Raw genomic sequence first — 18,400 nt, 5'->3', positions numbered from 1 at the left:
GCAAGTACTTACTTACAATTTATGACACGCCATAAAGGTTTTGGCATCTAAGTAAAACAAGTTTACACATTTTGCTCTATTGTGGACAAATCTAAAGATGAGCTTTAATACGTAGAAATAGATAGCTTTTTACTCATTCTGGTAACGGGAACAAATATCCCATTTCTTAACTGATGAGGTACTCTTTTGATAGCAGTAAAACCCATTCGTACATAAAATCCCTCAGCATATAAGCTGGCATTTGTAATTACCTGATCCACTCCTTGCTCACCTGCTTCATGACAAAAATGTTTAACTAAAGTTCGCCCTATGCCTTGACCTTGATAATAAGGATGTACATATAAACTAATAAGTTCCTCAACTATAAAACTAGCAAATCCAGCAATCATATCATGATCAATAGCAACCCAAAAAGTTTCGACTTGCATACTTTTTAAAATTTTTTGACCATTGGGCTTGTGAAGATAATTGCGCCAAGCTAAAAGCTGTTTTTTACTGTAAAAAGTTGGAGGTAGAGCTTTAATAGCAGCAATATGAATTGCACTCAACACCCAAGCATCTGTTTCTTGGGCCAGTCGCAGAGATATTTCGTTAACAGTCATAGTTTCTATGATCAACGCGTTACCTGACTGGGACTCATGCCACAATTTTCATGGGCAGAGTCACGATGAATGTTGCCCCTTGTCCAATACCTGGACTTTCGGCACGGACTATGCCTCCATGTAATTCTACCAAGTGACGCACGATCGCTAGTCCTAATCCTAAACCGCCATGCGATCGCGTGGTTGAACTATTAGCTTGACGGAAGCGCTCAAATACATAAGGTATAAATTCCGGCGCGATTCCCCCTCCGGTGTCGCTCACCCAAATTTGGATATGGGAATCAATGCGTTTGAGTTGCACCGTGACTATTCCTTGGTTGGGTGTGAATTTAACGGCGTTGGAGAGCAAATTCCACACAATTTGTTGTATGCGGTTAGCATCACCCATGACTATCCCCGCTCCAGGATCAAATATACACTCGATGCGAATTTCTTTAGCGTCAGCTGCGGGGCGTACAGTCTCAACGGCTGCTTCTACAACTGGTATGAGTTCTACAGGCTGGGTATTCAGGCGCAGAGTTCCCCGAATAATCCGCGAGACATCTAAAACATCTTCAATTAATTGTGCCAATGATCTAGTATTGCGCTCAATTGTCTCCAGGGCCCTGGCTGTGGTAATTTCATCAAATTTACGACTCCTAAGTAGTTGTGTCCAACCCAACATGGCATTTAGGGGAGTCCGGAGTTCGTGAGAGAGTGTAGCTAAAAACTCATCTTTCATGCGGTTTGCTGTTTCCGCTTCAGCACGTGCTGCTTGTTCGCTGGCTAGTAATTGTTCCCGCTCTTGTTCTACTTGCTTGCGATCGCTAATATCAATCATAAACCCATGTAGCAGCTGGGGTTTATCTCCACTCCGCACAACATTCACGATTTCATACAGCCACACTACTCTGCCATCAGCCGCTAACATTCTGTATTCAAATTCGTAATTATCGCGTGACAGCGATAATTCGTAACAATACTCTATTGCCAATTGACGATCTTCTGGATGTATGTGTTCTTCCCAAAAATTATCGGTATACCATTCTTGCAAGGGATAACCCAGAATTTCTACAGTTTGTGGCCCCACATAAGTAAACTTACCTGTGGTAACGTCTGCTTCCCAAGGAATTACGCGTACCTTTTCCGTGAGTGTCCGTAACCTTTCTTCACTTTCTTTGAGAGCCTTTTCTGCTAGCTTTTGAGTTGTAATATCTGTTACCAGCGCTACAAAGCCTTCTACTTGCCCTTGTGTCCCAAACTGCGGCACATAAGTTGTACTCACGATATGGGATGAACCATCTTTGCGGGATATTTGATTTTCAAAGGTTACTTGTTGCCCAGAAAATACCGCTTCTATATAAGGAATAAGTGCCTGATAAACCGATTCTCCTAAAACTTCCTGAATATGTTTACCATAAATATCTGCGGCGGAAAAGCCAAACCAATCTTCGTATCCTTTATTATTAAAACGATAGCATTGCTGGGCATCGACATAAGAAATCAAAACAGGTACAGCATTAGTAATTAGCCGCATTTCATCTTCCCGTCGCCGTAGTGCCTGTTCTATGCGCTGGCGATTGGTTAAGTCTAAAACAAAACTAATAACTTGCTGTTGATTATTTTCTAATAAGGTAGACCCTACCAAAGCCGGAACACGACTACCGTCTTTACAAATATATTCTTTCTCAAAAGGCTGACACACACCTTTAGTTCTCAAGTCTGTGATGCAGGATTCACTGATTTCTAGATATTCTGCTGGTGTCATCTCGCGCCATCGGACTCGCCCCGCTAGCACATCCTCTTGTGAATAACCAACCATGCTTAAAAAGGCATCGTTAGCTTCAATAATTGCCCCGTTGATATCGGCTATAATTACTCCCAGGATGTTGGATTGTACCAACTTTGTAAACCTTGTTTCACTTGCCTGTAGCTTTTGCATACTTGTTTCGAGGTGCTGTTTAGAACGACGTAACTCGGCATTCAGCAAACTAATAAGTATGGTTACCAACAGAAATACGCTTAATCGGATGATGTCATCGGTAGTAGCAACAGAATAGGACAACACAGGCTCCATGAAAAAGTAATTGATGGCTAGAGTTGAAATAAATGTAGCCAGCAACCCTGATTCGATGCCACCATACCAAGCACTAATAGCTACGGCAGCAAAAAACAGTGGGAAAATTGTAGGGAACAGCTGTGAGTATAGTAAAAATGTCAGTAGTGATGCACTACCAACAGCTAACAATGCCACAGCGTAGGGTGCGAGCCGGGGGCGTATTCCTTTCAACGTGGCGTCTCCTTTGGTGCAGCTAGCTAAAGCGAGATTTTAGAAATTAGCTAAACTATGCGTTCTCTCATCACCTATTTTGCACCGAGACAATCCACAGCTAACAATTATGGGCTGTTAATCTATCTAAAGAGGTAAAGAAGCGAGTGGGATAGAGGAATGGAGAAAGCTCACTAAAAAAGTAGAACTAAAGCCATTTGGGAAAATAGACACTTTTTGTTATTAGTAATTAATCAAGCAAGTAATACAATTTACGAAATCAATTGCTCAGAAAACCCAAATATTAAGGAATGTGGATTTAATAAAATACAGAACCTCACCCCCAACCCCCTTGGTAAGGAGAGGGGAGACTTTGACGCAAGTCAGAGACGGGGTGAGGTCAAAAACTAGACTTGCATGTTATTTAATTCATGTTCCTAAGACACTTTCAACCCTACTCCCGATTCCCTATTATCAAAAATGGCTCGTACACCCACATTAACGTTTGATCGCGGTACATTAATTTTGCATCCACCACCACGGGGTAAGGGTTGGATGGATTACGCTACATGGGACGATCGCGTGGAAAAGTTTCGCATTCCGGCGCTGCGATATCGGGCTGTGGTGGAAGCTTTACAGGCCGAAGATGTTTATTTTGTAGATGAAGCGAAAGAATTTTATCCGGTGGATTTGATTGCGAGTGTGGAAATGCAGCCTTATGCCCACCAAAATGAGGCGTTAACGGCTTGGAAGCTGGCAGGAAGGCAGGGGGTCGTGGTGCTACCTACGGCGGCGGGAAAGACTTATTTGGCGCAAATGGCCATGCAAGCTACACCACGCACCACCTTAATTGTGGTGCCGACTTTGGATTTGATGCACCAGTGGTATGCTCATTTGGTGGCGGCGTTTCCTGATGCTGAGGTGGGTTTGTTGGGGGGTGGTTCACGCGATCGCACGGCGATTTTGGTGGCGACTTATGATAGCGCGGCGATTCATGCGGAAAGTTTGGGTAATCTCTATGGGTTGATTGTGTTTGATGAGTGTCATCATTTACCAACGGATTTTGGCCGGGTGATTGCTGAGTACGCGATCGCCCCTTATCGTTTGGGGTTATCAGCCACACCGGAACGCACTGATGGGAAGCACGCGGATTTAAATATTTTGATTGGCCCGGAGGTATACCGTAAACGGGCTGAAGATTTGGCGGGAAATGCGTTAGCTAACCACGAAATTGTGCAAATTAAGGTGAAGTTATCGCAGCAGGAGCGAGAAAGATACAATCAGTTAATTCAAACGCGCAATGATTTTTTACGTCAATCGAAGATTTCTTTGGGGAGTATTCAAGGTTGGCAAATGTTTGTGAAAATGAGTGCGCGATCGCCTGCGGGAAGAAGGGCGATGTTGGCGCATCGTGAGGCGAAGTCGATTGCTTTGGGTACTGATGGGAAGTTAAGGGTTTTGGCTGATTTGTTGGCTGAACATTTTCCGGAGAGGATTTTGATTTTTACGGCTGATAATGCGACGGTTTACAGTATTTCGCAGCAGTTGTTAATTCCGGCTATTACTCATCAAACTCCGGTGAAGGAACGCCATGAGATTTTAACTAAGTTTCGGGAGGGGGAATACAATACTTTGGTGGCTTCTCATGTGTTAAATGAGGGTGTTGATGTTCCGGCGGCTTCGGTGGCGATTATTCTTTCGGGGACTGGTTCGACTAGGGAGTATATTCAGCGTTTGGGTAGGGTTTTAAGAAAGGGGAATGTGGCTAATAAGCAGGCGATTTTGTATGAGGTGGTGGCTGAGGATACTAGTGAGGAGGGGACTTCGGCTCGGCGTAGGGGTGTAGAAAGAGATAACAAACCGCCAAGTCGCCAAGGGCGCGAAGAGAAGAGGGGGGATTTGCAGGTGGTGTATGGGGGTGGAAAGGGTAGAAGTCCGAAGGCGGCGGAACAGTTGGAAATAAATTATTCGAGCGATAAGAAAGATGTTACCAACGGAGTTACTAAGTCATCGTCTGAATGGGGAGGAGATAATTCCCAAGAGGTTGAAGATTGATCAGAAGCATTTGGATTTGGGGAATGAGTTGATTGGTTGTTTTCAGGAGGCTGTGGGGAAGTGTCAGGGGGTGCTGGAACGTCAGCTTCTGGATTTGGAGGGTGATGCAACTGATTATCGGGTGAAGCGGGGGTTGGCTTATATTCTCAAGAGTAGTTTTTGCACTTTTGAGGTGGTGAGTCCTCTAGAACCACCTATGTTAAGGGAACGGGTGTTTGCTTTGGCGGCGCAGTCGGTTCCTAGTGGTGAATCTACGCAAGTTACTTTAAATAAGATTGCGGCTGAGTTAAGTCAGGAACTAGAACGTGAGGTGTTGCTGGAACAGGTGCGTGATGGTTTATATGCTGATTTGGCGGAAAATAAGATTTTAACTAATTTTGATGCGCCTTCTGGGGTGGATTTGTTAAATAGATATAACTTGTCTCAGGTGCAGGGAATTTTTTATAAGGCGAGTCAATTAATTTTAAATGCCCATCGGAATGTTCCGGGGGAATATAAGCTGTTATTTCGTTATTTAAAGTTGTTTCAATTGATGGCTTATATTGAAGGGGATGCTGACCACGGGTTTACAATTACGGTGGATGGTCCGACGAGTTTATTTCATCCAAGTACGCGATATGGGCTGGCGATCGCTAAGTTAATTCCGGCTCTATTACATGTGACTAAATGGAGTTTGGCGGCAACTCTGCAAACCCGCGATGCTTATACTAATACTTGGAAAACTGGACGATTTACCCTCAATTCTGAATGTGGTTTAGTATCTCATTACTCTAAGGGTAAGCCTTACGATAGTATGCTTGAGTCATCTTTTGCTGATAAGTGGGATGCACTAAAAACAGATTGGGTGTTAGAGCGAGAAGTTGATTTAGTACCGATTCCTGGTAGTGTGATGATTCCCGATTTTCGGTTAATACATCCTGATGGTCGTGATTTCTTATTAGAAATTGTTGGTTATTGGCGACCAGAATATTTACAAAAGAAGTTTTATCAGGTGCGGCGTTCTGGATGTGACAATTTAATTTTGGCTATTTCTGAAAGATTGAATTTAGAAAAAGCTGGCGTAAAATTAGATAATGTGCCGGCGAAAATAGTTTGGTTTAAAGATAAGCTATTACCGAAGTCTGTCTTAGCAGCAATCGAGGAAAATGTATGAAAACTATTGAAACAATTGCCACGGTGACTAAAGACGGTAAAATTACAGTCCAGTTACCGCCTGATATCCCAGCAGGTGAGCATCAAGTGGTAATAGTAATTGCAGACAAACCTGTGACTGAGAAAGTAGCGATAAAGGAAAAGCGTCCTCCTTTCAATTTTCCAGTAGATCATTATGGTTCTTGGCCTGAAAACCTTTCTTTAAGACGTGAGGATATGTATGATGATTGGGGCCGCTAACTCTGTATTTCTGGATACGAATATCTTGGTGTATGCAAATGTATCCGAGTCTTCTTTTCATCAAGCAGCACTACAAAAGATTCAGAATCTTTATGATACAGAAATTGAGTTATGGGTTAGTCGCCAAGTTTTGCGGGAATTTATTGTGACTCTCACTCGTCCACAAGCATTCACAAATCCTCAACCTATGACCACAGTAATTGAGCGTGTTAGATTTTTTCAAGCTCAATTTCGAGTAGCTGAAGATAGTCCCGAAGTAACAGAAAAGCTTTTATCGTTGATGGAAGAAATTCCTATAGGTGGTAAGCAAGTGCATGATGCAAATATCGTCGCTACAATGCTAGTCTATGATATTCCGCAGTTACTCACTCACAACACAGGTGACTTTACTAGATTTTCTAATTTGATTACTGTTTCGCCTTTACAAGCATAAGAAATTGTGTATTTAAAATAATTGGTGAAACCTGTTTTATTTAAATAAAGGTGCGTTAAATAAACTGTAACGCACCCCATAATTATTCCACAAATTTTGGTCGTGCCTGTCCTGTTGATTTTAATTTTGACTCTAAATTCACCCAATCTTCCTGCTCAATTAAGTTGATAAATTCGTCAAGATTGTGGCGATATCCTTGTAATGCACTCAGTAAGGATTGGCGATTATATTGTGCCATCATCAATCCTAATTCTGAATTGCCACCTCCCACACGACTGGTATCACGAAAACCTGAACTAGCAAGATTTTGAGCTAATTGCAAAACCGCGGGATCACTTTCACCCATGCAAGCCGCAATCAAGGATGCACTCACCATGACGGGTAAATGAGAAATCCAACTCACAGCTCGGTCATGTTGTTCGGGCTGACAATAATATAGATTAGCCCCAAGCGATCGCACAATTTCTTCTACAACAGCGATCGCTGTCTGTGGTGTTGTTTCATCTGGTGTTAATACGTAAGGTCTACCCACAAATAAGTTATGTTGTGCGGCTTCTATCCCACTATCTGATGTCCCGGCCATGGGGTGACCACCAATAAAATTTTTCCATAAGGGAACAATGTCCTTGACTATGGGGGCTTTGACTGAACCGACATCAGTTACCACCGTAGTAGTAGGTAAATGATCAATCAGTTGCTGCAATTGGGGAACAATAAGGGCGATAGGCGTACAAATAAATACAACTTCTGCGGCTGCTAACAAATTCATGTCCACAGATGCTACATCGACGCTACCTAAAGCCATAGCTCTTTTACAGGTAGATTCCCGGCGACTGACTCCTAAAACATGATGACCTTGCGATCGCAAATCATAACCCAAAGAACCACCTATCAGTCCCAGTCCTAAAATACCAATTTTCATTTTCGATTTTGACAGTTTATTTATTACTTATTTTCTGCATACTTTGCCAACTATTCATGTTGGTATTTGAGGGGTAGCATTCATGACTGTAGAGGAATTGCTAGAAAAATACGCCACAGGAATCATTGACTTTAGTGGTGTTGAGCTTGTAGAAGCCAACTTGAGTGGTGTCAAACTCAGTGGTGTAAATTTCAGTTCGGCTGACTTAAGTATAGTTAACTTGAGTGGAGCGAACCTCAGTGCTGCTAACTTGAGTCATGTCAAGCTAAATGTGGCCAGATTGAGTGGCGCAAATTTGGACAGCGCTAATCTGAATAATTCTAGTCTCAATGTTGCTAATTTAATTCGTGCTGATCTCAGTCGCGCTCAATTACGGGGAGCATCCCTAGTCCGGGCTGAGTTAATTCGGGCTGACCTCAGTCGGGCTGACTTGTTTGAAGCTAACTTGAATAGTGCTGATTTGCGAGAAGCGACACTGCGACAAGCCAATCTGCGTCACGCCAATTTCAGTGAAGCTAGTTTGAAAGGCTGTTCTTTGGTGGGCGCTAACTTGGAAATGGCTAATTTAAACGCCGCCGATTTAAGTCGTGCTGACCTGAGTGGAGCCAATGTGCGTGATGCTGAACTCAAACAAGCCGACCTGCGTCATGCTAACCTCAGTGGTGCAGATTTCAGTGGTGCAAATCTCCGTTGGGCTGATTTACAAGGTGCGAATCTTCGTTGGGCTGATTTAAGTGGCGCTAAACTAAGCGGAGCTAACTTAATTGGTGCAGACTTGAGTAATGCCAATTTAACCAATGCAAGTTTAATACATACTAATTTAACTCAAGCTACTTTAATCAAAGCCGAATGGATAGGTGCAGACTTATCTGGTGCTACTCTAACTGGAGCAAAACTCTATTCCACATCCCGATTTAATTTAAAAACCGAAGGTATTACCTGTGAATGGGTTGATCTTAGTCCCAATGGCGATCGCTCGATTATCCAAAAATTTGATGCGATAGACCCACGGGAATTTTTCAATGAAACTGCGCCGACAATCCAGATTATGGTTGATGCAGCCTTAGAACATGAAGCTAATTTTGCCTTAGCTGCGGCTTATTACCAAATTGCTCAGGAATATCGGGAATTGAAACAACCCCCCAGCATGGAAATTGGCCGTCGTCGCACTGTTTTGACTTTCCGATTAGACAGCGATGAAGCCTTATTACCTACAGCTTGTATGGCAATTCTGCCGTTTCTCGATGCTATTAATACCCACAAAAATATTTATACACTCATGGAAATGATTGCCGCAGAGGATGTATTTTCTCTGGGATTAAAAGCACCTGATAAAGTAATGCAATTAACTCTGCTCATCCAGCAAGCTATGAATCAGGTTGAAAAAATTAGACAAATGAAACGAAATTTGGAATTAGCCGGAAAATTAAATTTCTGTAGAACTCCAACCCAGACTATATTAACTAATTCCAGCGCTCAGACTTTAATTATCTATGATCACCCTAATTTTGGCAAAAAATTTATTCATCCTGCCGATGGCAATGTCACATTTTCAACTAGTATAAACAGTGAAATTGCTATATCTACACCACCGGCATTAAATATGGTGGTGGATTTTCTCCAAAGCTTCCACTATATCAGTCAATATTAAAGACAGGTAATGGTATTAGTAATGAGCAACAAAATTTGGGAGAAAGCAAATGCGCGATCGCTTTAATAAAATGATGGGACGGACTCGCTATGTGGTTTGTCGCTTGTTTTTGCACTTAGCCGGGTCTGATGTCGCACCAATTCTCGGAGTATTAAATAGTAGCGCCCGCGAAGCCATTGATGCCGACGGTGACTTGAAGGTTTTGGGAGAAGGATTAGTAGAAATTTGCGAAACTCTGTTGCGATATGATGAGTCTTGGCTTTCTGCTGCCAATGAAGGCGAAGTCTTTTGGGATGAAGGGGATGCGGGAGATTTTGTCAATGACTTATTTAGCGACTCTGCCGAACGTTACGGTGCTGAATATGATTTAAATGCACCTGCTGGTGGAGATCAGTCTTTTTCTCTACCTGTAACCCGTAACGTCATTGTCATGATTACTGTAGCCTATGAAGGAGAAGTTCCTGATTTGGAAACCGATTTATCCAACATTCCCGCACTCAAGGATGCTTTGAAAGCCTTAATCAATTTGCATTACAAAGACCAATTCCGCGCCATTCAGTTTCATTTTTCACCCGCACAGTTAGGTGATGAACTGACTAACGATCAACTATTGCAATACTACCCAGAGTTGATTCCTCTATAACTTGTTGGGTAGTCTCTACATTACTACCTTGATTGAGACTTGTTAAGCTCGAAGGAAGGACATAATCAAATGCTCATGAAAGTATTACGAAAATTTACAGTTGTTTTTTTAGCTTTGAGTTTGTGCATAACAACTGTTGCTTGTGGTGGTTCTAACCAAGCTACCGCGCCAAATAGGAATGTTAACAGTACTTCTACGGCAACAAAATTAAGTGATGGTCAGTATCAAGTACAGCAAGCCACCTTTGATGATGGTACTGGGGAATATACACTGTTTTTACTCAACAGTACTCCCCCTACATTTCAAACTGATAATTTGCAAATGGCACGACTAACCGACGAAGAAATCAAGGAAGGAAAGAAAACTTCTTTGAAGGTCGAAAACGGACAGCCTGCTTTATACATGACAGAAGACTTTAAAATCGAGTACATCCACAACGTCACTGAAACACAAACCAATCCCCAAACGGGACAACAACAAACGGTGGTAGTCCGACGAGAAAGTAACTTTTGGGCGCCTTTTGCTGGGGCTGTGGCTGGTAACATTGCAGGTCAAGCCATCGGTAATATGTTATTTAGACCCCAATACTATGTACCACCCGCCTATCAGCCAGGAGGAGTGCTAACTGGTTATGGCGGCTATGGTAGTACCTATAATCAAGCAGTTAGTAGCTATCGCACTCGTTACAATGCGCCACCAGCCGTCGAGCGCAATCGTACAACTTTCCGCACTACAGGTAATATTAGAAGGTCAGCACCTAATACATCCACTGTCAGAACTACACCTCGTCCCACTACAGGTAATCGCTCATCTGGTTCCGGTGTAGGTGCCAGTAATCTCAGAAATAATAACAGATCTGGTTCCACTAGACCTAGATCTGGTAGTAGCAGTTTTGGGACTAGACGTTCTACAGGTGGTAGTCGTTCGTTTGGTTCCGGTGGCGGTAGAAGACGTTAATCAAGTTAGGAGTCAGCAGGATATTTCACTTGCTGACTCCTAATTTTTACGCAATATTTAGTTAAGTCAGAGCTACTACTGGTTGTGGCCAACGTCCCATCGCTTTACCAATCACGGCTAATTCTTGCATTAAGTAATCAAAGCGCTCTGGTGTTAGCGATTGTGGCCCATCAGATAAGGCTTTAGTGGGGTTGGGGTGAACCTCAATCATCAGAGAATCAGTTCCAGCTGCGATCGCCGCCATTGCCATGGAGGGGACAAATTCTGACCAGCCTGTGCCATGACTAGGATCAATCATGATGGGTAGGTGAGTTAACTTACGCAATACTGGCACTACTGATAAATCCAAAGTATTACGGGTGTGTTGGCGATCAAAAGTGCGAATACCCCGCTCACATAAAATCACATTGGAATTACCCGCTGCCAAAATATACTCGGCTGCCATTAACCAATCTTCAATGGTGGCGGCCATTCCCCGCTTTAATAGCACTGGTTTGGGCTGTGCGCCTACTTTTTTTAGCAGGGAGAAGTTTTGCATATTTCTCGCTCCCACCTGAATCACATCGGCCACTTCAGCGATGATGTCCAGTTCGGCTGCATCCATGACTTCAGTAATAATACCTAATCCGCTAGCTTCTCTGGCCTTTGCTAACAAATCTAAAGCACTTTCACCATGTCCTTGAAAGGCATAAGGAGAAGTCCGGGGTTTGTATGCACCACCACGCAAAAACTTAGCGCCTGCTGCCTTGACACGCTGCGCCGTTTCAATGATCATTTCTTCATTTTCTACGGAGCAAGGGCCTGCTACAACTACCAACGGGTGATTTTCCCCAATGGTGACATTGCCATCAGGAGTATTAATTACTACCTCTGAAGCTTCTCCATGACGGAACTGACGGCTAGCCCGTTTGTAGGGCAACTCTACTCGTAAAACTTGCTCAATCCAAGGGCTGACTTCCTGGACTTGTAAGGGATCTAAGCTGGCGGTTTCACCTACTAAACCAATGACAACTTTGTGTTGACCAATAATTTTTTCTGGTGTCAGTCCCCAAGTAATTAGTTCCTCATTAATGCGGTTAATTTCCGCTTCTGGGGAACCACTTTTCATGACTATAATCATATTTAAGTTTCCTAATTATTTCGGCAATTAAGTCAATTTATTTAATTAAGTTGAAAATTTTGCTGATTTTCCCAAATATAGCGCTCAGTGATTTGGCAACTGCATATAGGGTTTAATCAAATTTATAATTTTTTATTTAGCAATGTTGAAGTTATCAAATGTCAACTTCAACATTTACTTGAAAATTTACCCAATAACACAGTTGTCTGATATCTGAGCGCCGAACATCATACGTTCTTTTGCCGAGTTTCGCGCCACACTTCCACCATGCGACCCCAATTTGTGCCAAATTCGCCTAAACCAATGAAACTTCCAGGTCTTTCTTCATCCCAAGAGGCAGAGAGAACCCCATAAGTGATTCCCAAAACTCCTATACCAAATAATCCCATATTTACCAGTAACACGGCAATGGGAGGCAGTTTGATATCAGAATAGGTGGCTAGTAAATAGCTGACCACTAAGCTAGCAATACCCAAAGCTGTGGGGATACCGCAAAATCCAGCCACCCGCCGAATCATCCGTTGGCTGACTACTTCGGGAATTGCCATCTCTTCTTTTTTGAAAGGTGGCTGCTTACTAGCTGGTTTTTCGGTTACTTTTGGCTGTACTGGAGGATTATTGGTAGCTTTGGCAGGTTTTTGGCGCTTTTTTTTCGGTTCAAAGGGTAAGCGACTGCGTTCAGATTCTTCAGCAGACATAAGCAGTTGTTCCTATCCACGAATACCAAGACGAGCAATCAAAGCTTGGTACTTTTCTCGACTACCTGCTTGAATGTAGGCGAGAAGACGCTTGCGCTGACCAATCATCTTCAACAATCCACGCCGAGAAGAATGGTCTTTTTTGTTGGACTGGAGGTGTAAGCTGAGGCGGCTAATGCGCTCGGTCAGCATAGCAACTTGAACTTCGGCAGACCCAGTATCGGTTTCGTGAACTTGGTAGTTCGACATTATTTCTTGTTTGCGCTGTTGCGTCAGAGCCATGATCGATTCACTTTCTAGTTTTTATAAATGTATGCAGCAGTCTCCCATGATATCACAGGGATGGGGAGTAGGGAGTGGGGGTCTAGCTTTGAATAAAGCCAATGCGATCGGGGGGCCAAAAACGAAAAGTTGCCCGACCGATGATATTTTGTCTCGGTAAAAAGCCCCAGTAGCGAGAATCGTTACTATCGTTACGGTTGTCTCCCATGACAAAAAACTTGTCTTCGGGGACTTGTACTGGTGGGAATGGCTGATTGGGTGGTTCAGCGATGTAGTCTTCTGCTAAGGGTTCACCGTCGAGGTAAACTTTACCGTTAGTCACCTTGAGGATTTTTCCAGGAACACCAATTACCCGCTTAATAAAAGCTTGGTCTGAGGGATATCCCCGTTTTTGTAATTCTTCAGGTGGCTGAAAAACGATAATATCCCCAGATGTAGGAGGGTGAAAACGGTAAGAGACTTTTTCTACTACCAAGCGATCGCCTGTGTGTAATGTAGGTAGCATAGAGTCTGATGGGATGTACCGGGGTTCGGCAATAAAAGTCCTAATCAGGAGTGCCAAACATAAGGCGATCGCAATGAGAGTGAGATTTTCTTGCCAACTACTCCATGCTTTTGATGACGTAGCCGCTTGTTTTGTATCACTTTCGTGAGGGTTCATATAAATTTTCAGCCAGTTTAACAAGTGGGACGAATACCTTGATTATCACTTTACGCGATAGACGCAAAACTCTATTTTCCCTGATGTCCTGGCTGCCCGCCTGGTCTCTTTTTCGGCTGATTTGATTCTTCTTGAGGTGGTGATTTTCTGGTTTCGCTTTTTTTCAGGATGTCCCCAGATGGGGGTTTCGATGAATTTGTGCTATCTAAATCTTTGCTGACTTTTAAACGCTCTATTTCTTGCTGTAATTCTTTGATTGTTTTCTCTAACTCACGTATTATCTTGCTCTGCTCAATGATGATATCCACCAGTTCTTTTTTGGATAACTGGTTCAAGCTTTCTGGGTCTAGTTCTTGAGGCAGGCTTTGGTTCATATCTGTGATACTCCTCCTCAAGTGTCACTTTTGTCAATACTCTGCTACCTGAATCCTTACTAAAATTAAAAATTTAGTTAAATAACTACAGACGGGCTTCGGAAAGCATTAATTACTTTATCAAGTTCCTGAGCGATCGCTAATAACTCCATTTCACGCCACCGTTTGCCAACAACTTGCATTCCAATCGGTAGACCATTTTGAGTGTGTCCAATTGGAATCACTACCGCAGGATGTCCACTCAGATTAAATGGCATAGTGTAAGCTCCGTTTGCCACTGTATGAGGGTAGGGTCGGCCATCAATCTCAATAGCACTCCAAGCGGGACGATGTGTAAAGGCAGGGGTGGCAGCAACAGGAGTGAGCCACGCATCCCAAGGTTCTAATGCCTCATCCATTTGGGCAGTGAAGCGATCGCGCTCGGTAAGTACCTCAAAATATCCTTTCAGACGCGGGTTCAACAGGTCTGGTAGAAGGCGGCTAAAATCCCCCAATTTGCGGAGTTCTTTGTCGCCTTGGGTAGCGGTGCGAAAAATCTGCTGCCAACTGCGACGCAAGTTATATCGATCTACGGGTTGAGCGTAAATGTTGATGTATGCAGCCATCCGCCCGTAGAGGTTCAGTATTTTTGATAGGTCAAAATTTTGAGGAAACCAGCGTTCAATTTGGACACCTGCTTGAGTCAGGGTTTGTGCGATCGCACTCATCGCCACTCGAATTTCAGACGCAACAGGAACCTCTACCCATTCATCGAGCCAAGCAATTTTGAGATTCTGTAAAGACTTACCATTCGGGTTATCAAGCGGAATTGGCGGCACATCAGGACGGCGAATATCAGAGCCTGCAATTAATGAGAAGCACAACCGGATATCTTCGAGCGAACGCGCAAAACAACCCACTGTCATCATTTGCCGAAGACACACTGGCATTCCAGGCACTTCTGGAATTTGTCCTGCTGTAGAAATGCGGCGATCCGTAGGCTTCAAACCATATACACCGCAGAAGTGAGCAGGCTGACGCACTGAACCCGCAATATCGTTGCCTAAATCCAATGGCGATAGCCCTGCTGCAACAGCCGCAGCACTCCCCCCAGAACTCCCGCCAGCAGTGTAGTTAAGATTCCAAGGATTATTGACTCGTGGAAACAGGGAATTCGTACTTTGGTAATCGCCAGCCAGTTCCGCCATGTTTGTTTTTCCCAGGATGACTGCTCCTGCTGTCCGAAGTCTGGCAACGACAGTGGCATCTTGTTGAGGTACGTAGTCTTTGAGAGGAATGTAGCCTGCGGTGGTGAGCAACCCTGCGGTTTCAAAAATGTCTTTAATCGTGATGGGAACGCCGTGTAAAGCACCCCAGTTTTCGCCTTTAGCTAAAGCCTGATCGGCCAGCCTCGCCCTAAGATAAGCATTTTCCTCATCCAGCGTGCAAATGGCATTCAACTTCGAGTTGTGTTTGGCGATTTGAGCCAAGTAAGCATTGAGAACTTCAACGGCAGAAACTTCACGATCGCGAATCATTCGCGCCAGCTGATGGGCAGGAGCAAACGTCAGGCTACTCATAGGCGTAGACAGGTAGTTCTTGATAAAGTTAATTATATTCACTTTTAGTTAATTGTATTAACTAAATTCTTTATGGGTCGTCCAATCAAAGAAAAGTCCTTGACGCAGCAGGATGTAATTAATGCTGCGATCGCCTGTCTCGATCGAGAAGGGGAAGCTGCTTTAGGTGTGAATCGGGTTGCAAGGGAATTGGGTATTAAGCCTCCTGCGATTTACAAGCATCTAGATGGCAATGTAGCTTTGCGACGGGCAGTTGCACTCACCATTTGGCAGCAATATATTGAATGGTCTCGTCAACAAACCAACGGACTGGAAGATCCCCAAGCACTACTACGGGCAGGGGGACGTGCAACGCGGGACTTTGCGCGCTCTTACTCCAACCGCTATCGAGTTATGACCCAATTTCAACTCAATCTCCAAGATCCAGAAACTTCCCCACTGATTCAGGAAGTCTTCTGTTTCCTCAAACGTGTGCTGCAATCCTACAATCTCAGTGAAACAAAATTAATTGATGCAATGCGAATGGTTAACGCAGCAATTACTGGTTTTATCGCCATCGAACAGGCTGGATTAATGACATTAGAACGTTCTACTGATGCTAGCTATGAGGTGATGATAGACGCATTAGTAGTTGCAATCCAACATATTCAAAAAGTTGATTCATGATATATAACTACCAAGTTGAACTGATATTAAATTGTTTTTGCTGCTTAGCTTAACAACTCAACTTGATGATCTTTGTGATCGGCCCACCAAAAATTTTAAAACAAAACCCTAACCGATAAATTTCAAAACTGATGAACGCTAATCGCTTTCAGCAAATTGTCTATTGAATATTTTTTTATATCTTTAGTTTCTTCTCTGGCCAAGATAGCCTTGGCGGTAATCACTTTTATTTAACCTGGAAGCTTGACGTGCAGACCACTGACGCATAGGAGTAACTTTCTCTACATGAAGTAGCTTCTGGCGATAAGTATTATTATCTGTCAGTTGGGCGATGCCTACGGCGGGCTACGCCTACGCACCAGCAATAAATCGAGCGCAGCGTTCTGGCTGAGATGAGACTTGTTCTTCTGCAAACCGGATAACCAGCCAGTTTGCATCGACAAAACACTTGTTTCTATAGTCATCATCGCCGATACAGTGAGTAGGCTTTCCAGTCGCAAATGAGATAGGTTCATCAACTTCCAAGTCTATGTGTAAGCCAGTATTTGGTTCAACCATCAGAAAATCAGCCGTAAAAGGTAGTCGATGCCCTGGTGGAAGCATCATCTGCTGGGGAGAAACAATTTCACCAAAATAATGTTTGAGAACATTTTCAAACAGCCCCTCACTTGCCCCAATTGGTGCATCTCCTTGTCCAGACGGGAAAACTAAAGGGGTAAACTGTTTTTTGTCTTTAACTAACTCTGGAATAACAACGATTGGATATTCCGGTGTTTTGGCCATAACTGAAAATCGAAAAACTTGAAAAATCAGAACTCTTGGCAATTATCTAAATTCACAACACCATTACACAATCAACAAAATACTGAAAAGAAAGCAACTTTTTTCTAATTTTTTGGATTTAGAAATTAGAAAATTATCAGTTATCGTACAGCATCTCTTCTAGATAAGATTGCTTCTGATTACGCTACAAGCAACTAAGATGAAGTCTAGCTTTGAGTATCTATCTTACCTCCACCAAAAGTTGAACTTGGTGGGTTAGAACTCATGCAGCAGTCATTCAAAAAGTTCAAGCGATTGCTTACTCCGCGTGCCAAACAATACAATCTGCGTGTACCCAAGGGGATTATGCTTCCTTCTCGGCGTTGCATCCGTGCATCTTGTAAGTCCACAAATACCCATTGATAAGTTTCTGGATGGGGTAGCCAATCTGATTTTTGACCTGGACGTAACTGTTCTACTGGGGTGGTGGTGATGTTTTTTAAATAGTGTAGTAAAGAAGTTTTGCCACTACGCTTTTTACCAATAATGGCGGCGTTTTGTAGGGGATGGCGTTTAAGTAAGTTAAACAGGCGCTTTAATTCTTTCTCTCGTCCAAAAAAGTAACGTGGTTGGGTGATGGGTGGGCCTGTGATGAAGGGTGATGCTTCTTGATGATTTACATAATATCCCAGGACTTACGGAAGCAACCACGTATTTTCGTCATTGCGACCGTAGGGAAGCAATCTCAAAGCCTTGATTTTCGTAGCGAGTGCGTAAGTCTTAAACTTAAAAAAAAGGGCGTGGAATGCATTTCATAAATCACGCCCAAGAATAAATGCAATGAATGTTTGCGTCTCAATAGACTAAAGGTGCAATACCACGCATCTGACGCAAAGAATTTATACAGGCTGGACAGTCACATTGAAATAAATCAACTGCCATATCACTTTCTTCAACATTAAACGCTAGTAAGGGAACTTCTTTTTGAGCAGAAAACTCTACATCCGGTTCATATTCAGGAATTTGTGCCAATACAGAAGCTCTAGCACACACTAATCCCACTACATGTTTATTGCGTATACAGGATAGTTTGTCTGTCTTGTCTGCTTCTGGTTCAGCCGCCTGTGCTTGATTAGCCATGACTCCCATAGAAAGAATCGAACTAACTAGCATAGGGGTCGAAAGCAAACTAAGTATAGTTTTTTTGTTCATTTAAATTAGGTTTCCTTTTAAAACAATCCTGAATGTTTAGATTATCCGATTAAATCTTACGGTTCAAGTAAAGATCCATCAGGAATACCAACTAGTTGTACCATCTCATCTGTTTGATCGATTAAGATCATGCCAAGTTCCTGTAATTGATGATCAATGCGAT

Annotated in this window: 17 protein-coding genes and 2 pseudogenes; 8 read left to right on the top strand and 11 right to left on the bottom strand. The window is 43.1% G+C overall.

The features are described from left to right. Positions 1-104: 104 nt before the first annotated feature. Positions 105-602, bottom strand: coding sequence for a GNAT family N-acetyltransferase (locus tag ACM0OT_RS19275; RefSeq protein ID WP_414566017.1), 498 nt, complete (start codon positions 600-602; stop codon positions 105-107). 34 nt (positions 603-636) lie between these two features. Continuing rightward, positions 637-2,871 (bottom strand): PAS domain S-box protein, encoded by a 2,235-nt coding sequence (locus tag ACM0OT_RS19270; RefSeq protein ID WP_414566016.1) that lies wholly within the window; start codon positions 2,869-2,871, stop codon positions 637-639. 459 nt (positions 2,872-3,330) lie between these two features. On the opposite strand from ACM0OT_RS19270, the gene ACM0OT_RS19265 reads away from it, so the two are divergent. Genes ACM0OT_RS19265 through ACM0OT_RS19250 form a run of 4 tightly spaced genes read left to right on the top strand, consistent with a single transcriptional unit; the run spans position 3,331 to position 6,730 of the window. Continuing rightward, positions 3,331-4,905, top strand: coding sequence for a DEAD/DEAH box helicase family protein (locus ACM0OT_RS19265; protein WP_414566015.1), 1,575 nt, complete (start codon positions 3,331-3,333; stop codon positions 4,903-4,905). Beyond that, positions 4,835-6,058: a DUF790 family protein gene (locus ACM0OT_RS19260; protein WP_414566014.1), complete on the top strand. Its 1,224-nt coding sequence runs from the start codon at positions 4,835-4,837 to the stop codon at positions 6,056-6,058. Before ACM0OT_RS19265 ends, ACM0OT_RS19260 begins: the two co-directional genes overlap by 71 nt. Beyond that, complete coding sequence (locus tag ACM0OT_RS19255; protein ID WP_414566013.1) at positions 6,055-6,297, top strand: hypothetical protein; 243 nt, start codon at positions 6,055-6,057, stop codon at positions 6,295-6,297. The genes ACM0OT_RS19260 and ACM0OT_RS19255 overlap by 4 nt, the downstream gene beginning before the upstream one ends. After that, the gene (locus ACM0OT_RS19250) at positions 6,278-6,730 is read left to right on the top strand and encodes a type II toxin-antitoxin system VapC family toxin (RefSeq protein WP_414566012.1); all 453 of its coding nucleotides are present in this window, start codon (positions 6,278-6,280) and stop codon (positions 6,728-6,730) included. Before ACM0OT_RS19255 ends, ACM0OT_RS19250 begins: the two co-directional genes overlap by 20 nt. Before the next feature lie 82 nt (positions 6,731-6,812). On the opposite strand, the gene ACM0OT_RS19245 is transcribed toward ACM0OT_RS19250, so the two are convergent. Next, positions 6,813-7,667, bottom strand: a complete 855-nt coding sequence (locus ACM0OT_RS19245; protein ID WP_414566070.1) for a prephenate/arogenate dehydrogenase — start codon at positions 7,665-7,667, stop codon at positions 6,813-6,815. A 67-nt stretch (positions 7,668-7,734) separates the two neighbouring features. Here ACM0OT_RS19245 and ACM0OT_RS19240 point away from each other — a divergent pair, with 67 nt between their 5' ends. From ACM0OT_RS19240 to ACM0OT_RS19230, 3 genes are all read left to right on the top strand, one after another. After that, the gene (locus ACM0OT_RS19240; protein ID WP_414566011.1) at positions 7,735-9,303 is read left to right on the top strand and encodes a pentapeptide repeat-containing protein; all 1,569 of its coding nucleotides are present in this window, start codon (positions 7,735-7,737) and stop codon (positions 9,301-9,303) included. 49 nt (positions 9,304-9,352) lie between these two features. Beyond that, positions 9,353-9,946, top strand: a complete 594-nt coding sequence (locus ACM0OT_RS19235) for a DUF1517 domain-containing protein (protein WP_414542433.1) — start codon at positions 9,353-9,355, stop codon at positions 9,944-9,946. A gap of 69 nt (positions 9,947-10,015) precedes the next feature. Beyond that, positions 10,016-10,903: a hypothetical protein gene (locus tag ACM0OT_RS19230; RefSeq protein WP_414566010.1), complete on the top strand. Its 888-nt coding sequence runs from the start codon at positions 10,016-10,018 to the stop codon at positions 10,901-10,903. Positions 10,904-10,964: 61 nt separating this feature from the next. On the opposite strand, the gene aroF is transcribed toward ACM0OT_RS19230, so the two are convergent. From aroF to ACM0OT_RS19200, 6 genes and pseudogenes are all read right to left on the bottom strand, one after another. Further along, on the bottom strand, positions 10,965-12,023 hold the full coding sequence (gene aroF, locus ACM0OT_RS19225; protein WP_414566009.1) for a 3-deoxy-7-phosphoheptulonate synthase: 1,059 nt from the start codon (positions 12,021-12,023) through the stop codon (positions 10,965-10,967). 227 nt (positions 12,024-12,250) lie between these two features. Next, entirely contained in the window at positions 12,251-12,721 is a 471-nt protein-coding gene (locus tag ACM0OT_RS19220) for a PAM68 family protein (RefSeq protein WP_414566008.1), read from the bottom strand. A gap of 12 nt (positions 12,722-12,733) precedes the next feature. Next, on the bottom strand, positions 12,734-13,003 hold the full coding sequence (gene rpsO / locus ACM0OT_RS19215) for a 30S ribosomal protein S15 (RefSeq protein WP_414542437.1): 270 nt from the start codon (positions 13,001-13,003) through the stop codon (positions 12,734-12,736). 82 nt (positions 13,004-13,085) lie between these two features. Next, positions 13,086-13,664 carry a signal peptidase I gene (gene lepB / locus ACM0OT_RS19210; protein WP_414566007.1) on the bottom strand — a complete coding sequence of 193 codons (579 nt, stop codon included), beginning with the start codon at positions 13,662-13,664 and terminating at the stop codon, positions 13,086-13,088. 74 nt (positions 13,665-13,738) lie between these two features. After that, a pseudogene (locus ACM0OT_RS19205) lies at positions 13,739-14,038 on the bottom strand (DUF6444 domain-containing protein); the annotation flags it as partial. Between the two features lie 77 nt (positions 14,039-14,115). Continuing rightward, the gene (locus tag ACM0OT_RS19200) at positions 14,116-15,597 is read right to left on the bottom strand and encodes an amidase (protein WP_414566006.1); all 1,482 of its coding nucleotides are present in this window, start codon (positions 15,595-15,597) and stop codon (positions 14,116-14,118) included. Between the two features lie 72 nt (positions 15,598-15,669). Here ACM0OT_RS19200 and ACM0OT_RS19195 point away from each other — a divergent pair, with 72 nt between their 5' ends. Then, positions 15,670-16,263 carry a TetR/AcrR family transcriptional regulator gene (locus ACM0OT_RS19195; protein WP_414566005.1) on the top strand — a complete coding sequence of 198 codons (594 nt, stop codon included), beginning with the start codon at positions 15,670-15,672 and terminating at the stop codon, positions 16,261-16,263. A 183-nt stretch (positions 16,264-16,446) separates the two neighbouring features. Here the strand turns inward: ACM0OT_RS19195 and ACM0OT_RS19190 are convergent. Continuing rightward, positions 16,447-17,046, bottom strand: a pseudogene (locus ACM0OT_RS19190) (hypothetical protein). An 834-nt stretch (positions 17,047-17,880) separates the two neighbouring features. Beyond that, positions 17,881-18,237, bottom strand: a complete 357-nt coding sequence (locus ACM0OT_RS19185) for a hypothetical protein (RefSeq protein WP_414566004.1) — start codon at positions 18,235-18,237, stop codon at positions 17,881-17,883. Positions 18,238-18,400: the final 163 nt, after the last annotated feature.

This window comes from Anabaena sp. CCY 9613, from assembly GCF_963920895.1.
Lineage (GTDB): Bacteria > Cyanobacteriota > Cyanobacteriia > Cyanobacteriales > Nostocaceae > Cyanocohniella.
The sequence above is the reverse complement of the archived record's forward strand: the minus strand, read 5'-3'. Positions and strand labels throughout refer to the sequence as shown.